Here is a 5,712-nt window from a genome sequence, read left to right on the forward strand (position 1 = left end):
GTGCCGCCCGCGCCGGCCACGTCGCGCTATACCGGCCCGCCAGCACAGCCGATATGGGCGCCCGACGGCCGGAACCTGGTCTACCTTTTACGCCGGGGTCCCATCGGTCCCGGAAACAACATCCTCACGATCCGGTCCGCCGCAACCGGGGAAGAGCGCTTTCTGTCGCCGCGTCTTCGTGGCGTTGCCATGCCCTCCTGGGCGCCGGACGGCCGTTCCGTCATCGCGGTCGGGATGACGGAGACGGGAAGTGGAATCTTCCGAATTGACGCTGAAACAAGCGCGATCACCAAGCTGGCAGATCAGAGCCGGTTTGCGCCCCACCTCTGCCCGGATGGGAAGACCCTGGTGTTCGTGATGGATGGAATCATCAGGAAACGCAACCTCGACACCGGTGAGGAGTCGGAAGTTGTCAAAACACCAGCGACATTTAGCCCCTTGTACTACGACATCTCGCCGGACGGCCGGGAAGTGGTGTTCCAGGTGGACGGCGCTGTAAAGACCGTGTCCCTCAACGGAGGGGAGCCGCGGGAGCTATTTCGCGGTTTGGCGCAGTATTACAACCTGAAGTGGACGTGGGACGGCCGTTACATCATCGCCCAGACACGCGATAGCAGTGAAATCTGGCGGGTTCCGGCGCAGGGCGGGACGCCGCTGAAGCTGGACCTCTCCGTTCTAAGTGAAGCGCGAAAGCTGCGGTTCTTCGCGCTTCACCCGGACAACCGCCGCTTTGCGTTCAGCGTCGATGAGGGGTCCAAGAGCGAGCTGTGGGTAATGGAAAATTTCCTGCCGAAATAAAAGACTCATGAAAAGAGCATTATCAGGGGGCGCAGTTTTTGGAGATTGTGCCCCCTTTTTTAAACGAGTTCAGGATGACACGCGTCATGCCGAACTTGTTGCCGCTTCGCGGGAACGATAAATCTGTTTCGGCATCTATATCCGATCACTAACCTTATCAAATGGCATAATTTTTAAAGTCTAATAAAAAGGCGTACTGTAATTTGCACCTTGCCAACAGGTTGTACACCCTTATATATTTTCATATACCCCTGGGGACAATAATGGAAACATCGATATATAAACGCAAAAGGATACCTTTTCTCTTTTTGCTTGGTATAGGATTACCCAGCTTGCTTCTTGGCTATCTGGCTTTTAGAGGCATTCAGAATGATCAGGCGCTGTTGGAAAAGGAGAGGTTAAATGAACATAGCAGAATAGCAGAACAAATCACCAAGATGATAGAAAAAAATATTTTTGAAGTAGAGCAGACTTTTTTATACACCATCACTGAACATCAGGAGCTCTATCAACCCGCTCTAACCCGTTCACTGGATAGCTTAAAACACCGGAAACCCTTAGTAGAGGAGGTCTTTTTTTTCGAAAACTTGGAGAAAATTAAACTCCCTGACGCAAAGCTTTTGTTTCTTCCCAACGGCAGCATACAATCCATCTCTTCTCCGTCTCGAACCCCCGCTATCGTGAAAAAACCACGAATAGGACAACAATTAGAATTTCAACAGAAAAATTATCAAAAAGCCCTTGCCAGTTACCAACAGGAATTTAAACAAGTTTCCGGCCCTCACATGAAAGGAGAATTGCTCAGCGCAATTGCCAGAGTTCAAAAAAAATCAGGACTTTTCCGGGATGCCATAAAAACATATGAGGCAATAGCGCAAGATTACAGCCATGCCCAAACGGCGGGTGGAGTGCCATTGGGATTGGCAGCTCGATTAGAACTCAGCTCTTTATCTCTTTCTAACAATGATACTTTAAGCGCCATAAAAACATTCTTTGATTTATACAAAGATCTTCTTGGCGGGGAATGGACGCTGGAAAAAGATCAATATGACTTTTTTTCACAGGATATAAAAGAATCGATTGATGCTATCATTTCAAAGGCATCGTTAGATGCACCGTTGCAACCATACAAAAGTGCTTTTACAATGTTGAAAGGAGAGGAAAAAAACCAAAGGAGAATCACGGAGAGATTACTCGCATTCCAGGAAAATACAGCAGCAGATTTGAAGGAAAAAGTCTCTCGAAATTTGGAAGAACCTCGAAGTTCAGCCAGGCGATTTACACTGGAGAGCGGAGGGCACACATATCTTGTTTCTTTGTTGAGCCAATACACAAGAAATGGAAACCAGGTTAATGGAATTTGGGGGATCTTGCTCGATGCCGACTATCTCAAAGATATCCTTCTCCAGCAAGTATTGCAGAGTCATGTTTATTCTGAAAAAACCGGATGGATTGTAAAAGGAATGGATGGTAAAACCATTTTGAAGTCAGAGAAACCACCTTCAGGTTCTATCACCGTCAGAACAAATTTTGAAGGGAACTTTCCTCCCTGGTTAATGGAGTTCCATCAACAAGACCCGCATCTTTTCGAGACTTTTATTCATTCACGGCAAGGCATTTATTTCTACATGTTTTTTCTCATTGCGGGTATTCTGATATTCGGTTTGATATTTACCATTCGCGCCGTTAACCATGAACTAGAACTTGCAAAAATGAAATCCGATTTTGTTTCTACTGTCTCCCATGAATTCAAAAGTCCGTTAACTTCTATTCGACAGTTGGCAGAGATGCTTAAAGCGGGACGGGTACCCTCCGATGAGCGCCGACAGCGGTATTATGATGTTCTTGTAGAACAAAGTGAAAGACTTTCTTTACTCATTGACAACATTTTAGATTTTGCTAAAATTGAAGGAGATAGAAAAAAATTTGATTTTGAGATGGCTGATATTGGCACACTATTGCAAGAGATTGTATCGACCATTCAAGATCGGGTTCGTCATAAAGGTTTCGTTATTCAGGTAGAAATAGTCAAGCCTCTGCCATCGATGAAGGTGGACAGAGCAGCTATAACACAGGCGATTAATAATCTGATAGATAATGCTATCAAATATTCTGGCGAAGCCCAAAAGGTGTTTGTTCGTGCATTTACGGAAAATCAATATCTGATTATCGCTGTAAAAGACTTCGGCGTTGGTATAAAGAAAGAAGAAATTGATAAAGTGTTTGAACGCTTCTATCGTGGAGGTGACGAGTTGACGCGGACTGTTAAGGGCAGTGGGCTTGGATTGACTTTAGTCAAACAAATTGTGGAATCCCATCATGGTAACGTTCATGTTGAAAGCGAGCCTGGACGCGGTAGCACATTTTCGATAAGGCTTCCCCTTCAAAAAAGAGAGAATGAATGAAATGGAAAATATTCTTATCATTGAGGATGAGGAATGTATCCTGATGCCGCTGGAGGATGACCTCAGGGTTGAGGGGTATGGAGTTTCAAGTGCAAAAGATGGACTGCAGGGCTTTTCCATGGCTAAAGAGCAAGGATACGACCTCATCATTCTTGACATTATGCTGCCGAAAATGAATGGATTTGAAGTCTGTAAAAAAATTACGTCAAGCTGGGATTATGACGCCCATCCTGATATTAACTGCCAAAAGCCAGGAGATAGATAAAGTTCTCGGACTGGAGCTGGGCGCCGACGATTATGTCACAAAGCCATTCAGTCCTCGCGAACTTCTTGCCCGTGTAAATGCCCTTTTAAGAAGGGCGAAACAAGATCAACATGAAATCGATCTGTATCATTTCGGCGATGTCAAGGTTGATTTCAAAAAGTACGAAGCCAAAAAGAATGGACAGCCAGTTTACCTTACCGCTCTTGAGTTTGCAATACTTCATTTTCTCATAAAACATAAAGACCTGGTGGTCAGCCGCGATTCCATCCTTGATGAAGTGTGGGGCGATGATGTGTGTGTCTATCCCCGTGCTGTGGATACGCATATCGCTCATCTGAGAAAGAAAATCGAAGACGATCCGGCGAACCCGAAGTACATCATCGGTGTGCGATGTATCGGATATAAATTTAAAGGATAATCAATCTTAACAGAATCTTAACACAATCCTCACAGACGCGTCATGCATTCGTAGTTTTCTTCTTATATTTTTCCTCCTGTAGAAACAAATTATACTCTAACCAAACTCTAAAAACTTTATGGGAGAGATTATTCATGAAGTCACATACTTTGGTTGTCGCCGTTCTTGCTTTCGCGTTTATATGTGTGTCAGCGGGATACACCCAGCAAAGCGCCGAGCAGCTTTTTCAGTCCGGCTTATACAAAGAAGAAATCGCAGGGGAGTTGGATAATGCTATTAAGATATATGAGATGATTATTAGCAAGTATCCGGGAAACCGTTCGGTTGCGGCAAAGACACAGCTCCATATCGGACTGTGCAACGAAAAGCTGGGCAATGCAAAGGCCCGCACAGCCTACGAGCGCGTGGTGCGCGAATACGCCGATCAATCCGAGATTGTGGCGCAGGCGCGGGTGAGGCTGGCGGCGCTTGGCGGTCCCGGCGCCAGTGGGGGACTCGTCACACGCCGGGTTCTCGCAGACGCGTCCGGCGTCGGTGGGGTCTTGACCGCGGATGGCAAGTACATCAGAGGCATAGACTGGGAAACGGGTGACATGGTTCAGTTCGAAGTTGCCAGCGGACAGAAGAGCCGAATCACAAATAAGGGGTCCTGGAGCGAGACTGATAAGTCCTACGAGAACCAGGCATTCTCACGCGACGGAAAACAAATCGCATACACCTCGTATACGAAGGACTGGGACCCTCAACTGCGGATCAGAAACCTGGATGGTTCGGGCCTTCGCACACTTTACAGTGAGAAAGGCTCTTACGTTTATCCCTCGGACTGGTCGCCTGACGCAGGGTCCATCCTCGCACTTCGCGAGCGTAACAAGGTTATTGAACTAACACTGATCTCGACAGCGGACGGCTCTGTGCGCGTCAGGTAGAGTATTACAACGGGCTGGTCCTCGATTCAAATGGCCAGTTTCTCGCCCGATGGGCGATCTGTCGCGTTCAGTTCAGTGGGTGAGGGCAGCCCACCCAATTTCGACGTCTTCCTGATGACCGCCGATGGCCGGAATGAGGTCGTTGTTGCCGGGCATCCAGCGGAGGATCGACTTCTTCGATGGACGCCGGACGGGAGAAGCCTTGTCTTTCTCAGCGACCGCTCGGGGACGTGGGACATCTGGACCGTCCACATAACTAAAGGAAAGCAGCAGGGAGAACCGGAACTGCTGAAAAAGGGCTTAGGCTGGGATTCAGAGGTTCCTGGCTTTGCACCCGACGGCTCCCTTTATTACAAGACTTACACCTCTTTAGGTCGCCTCTACAACGGTGAGGTCAACCTTGAAACCGGTAAGGTACTCGCGCCGCCCGCGCCGGTCGCGACGCGGTATACCAGCCCACCGAACATGCTAACATGGTCACCCGACGGCAGGAACTTGGCCTACGTTTCACGCTCGGGTTCCATCGGTCCCGGAAACAACATGCTCACAATCCGGTCCGCCGCAACCGGGGAAGAGCGCTTTCTGTCGGGTCTTGGTTTCGGTACCTGGATCTCCTGGGCGCCGGACGGCCGTTCCATCATCGCGCTTGGGAGTAGTGGGACCATACGAATTGACACTGAAACAAGCGCGATCACTAGGTTGGCAGATTGGGGCACGTTCCCCAGGCTCTGCCCGGATGGGAAGACCCGGGTGTTCTTGGGCGAGGGAGGGATCAGGAAACGCAACCTCGACACCGGTGAGGAGTCGGAAGTTGTCAAATCAGGAGGGCACTACGACCTCTCGCCGGACGGCCGGGAAGTGGTGTTCCAGGTGGACGGCAATCCGAGGGCTGTAAAGGCC

6 protein-coding genes and 1 pseudogene are annotated in these 5,712 nt (G+C 48.7%); 6 read left to right on the forward strand and 1 reads right to left on the reverse strand.

Going from position 1 to position 5,712, the window contains the following annotated elements; translation table 11 throughout:
* From Q8O92_05925 to Q8O92_05945, 5 genes and pseudogenes are all read left to right on the forward strand, one after another.
* A partial coding sequence (locus Q8O92_05925; GenBank protein ID MDP2982847.1) for a hypothetical protein occupies window positions 1-269 on the forward strand: 269 nt, incomplete at its 5' end.
* Window positions 270-348: 79 nt separating this feature from the next.
* Window positions 349-798 (forward strand): hypothetical protein, encoded by a 450-nt coding sequence (locus tag Q8O92_05930; GenBank protein MDP2982848.1) that lies wholly within the window; start codon window positions 349-351, stop codon window positions 796-798.
* A gap of 263 nt (window positions 799-1,061) precedes the next feature.
* A complete protein-coding gene (locus Q8O92_05935) occupies window positions 1,062-3,203 on the forward strand; it encodes a HAMP domain-containing sensor histidine kinase (protein ID MDP2982849.1) in 2,142 nt (713 codons plus the stop codon).
* Window position 3,204: 1 nt separating this feature from the next.
* Window positions 3,205-3,886: pseudogene (locus Q8O92_05940) on the forward strand (response regulator transcription factor).
* Window positions 3,887-4,020: 134 nt separating this feature from the next.
* On the forward strand, window positions 4,021-4,812 hold the full coding sequence (locus Q8O92_05945) for a tetratricopeptide repeat protein (protein ID MDP2982850.1): 792 nt from the start codon (window positions 4,021-4,023) through the stop codon (window positions 4,810-4,812).
* A gap of 26 nt (window positions 4,813-4,838) precedes the next feature.
* Here Q8O92_05945 and Q8O92_05950 read toward each other — a convergent pair whose 3' ends face one another.
* The gene (locus tag Q8O92_05950) at window positions 4,839-5,051 is read right to left on the reverse strand and encodes a hypothetical protein (GenBank protein MDP2982851.1); all 213 of its coding nucleotides are present in this window, start codon (window positions 5,049-5,051) and stop codon (window positions 4,839-4,841) included.
* A 301-nt stretch (window positions 5,052-5,352) separates the two neighbouring features.
* Between Q8O92_05950 and Q8O92_05955 the strand changes: the two genes are divergently transcribed.
* Window positions 5,353-5,712: hypothetical protein (locus tag Q8O92_05955; GenBank protein ID MDP2982852.1), on the forward strand; the 360-nt coding region annotated here is incomplete at its 3' end.

The sequence above is a fragment of the Candidatus Latescibacter sp. genome (assembly GCA_030692375.1).
Taxonomy (GTDB): domain Bacteria; phylum Latescibacterota; class Latescibacteria; order Latescibacterales; family Latescibacteraceae; genus JAUYCD01.

Bases quoted from the DNA above. Each gene is read 5' to 3' on its own strand.
- Q8O92_05935 (MDP2982849.1), top strand. From the start codon at position 1,062: ATGGAAACATCGATATATAAACGCAAAAGGATACCTTTTCTCTTTTTG.
- Q8O92_05945 (MDP2982850.1), top strand. From the start codon at position 4,021: ATGAAGTCACATACTTTGGTTGTCGCCGTTCTTGCTTTCGCGTTTATA.
- Q8O92_05950 (MDP2982851.1), bottom strand. From the start codon at position 5,051: ATGTCCCACGTCCCCGAGCGGTCGCTGAGAAAGACAAGGCTTCTCCCG.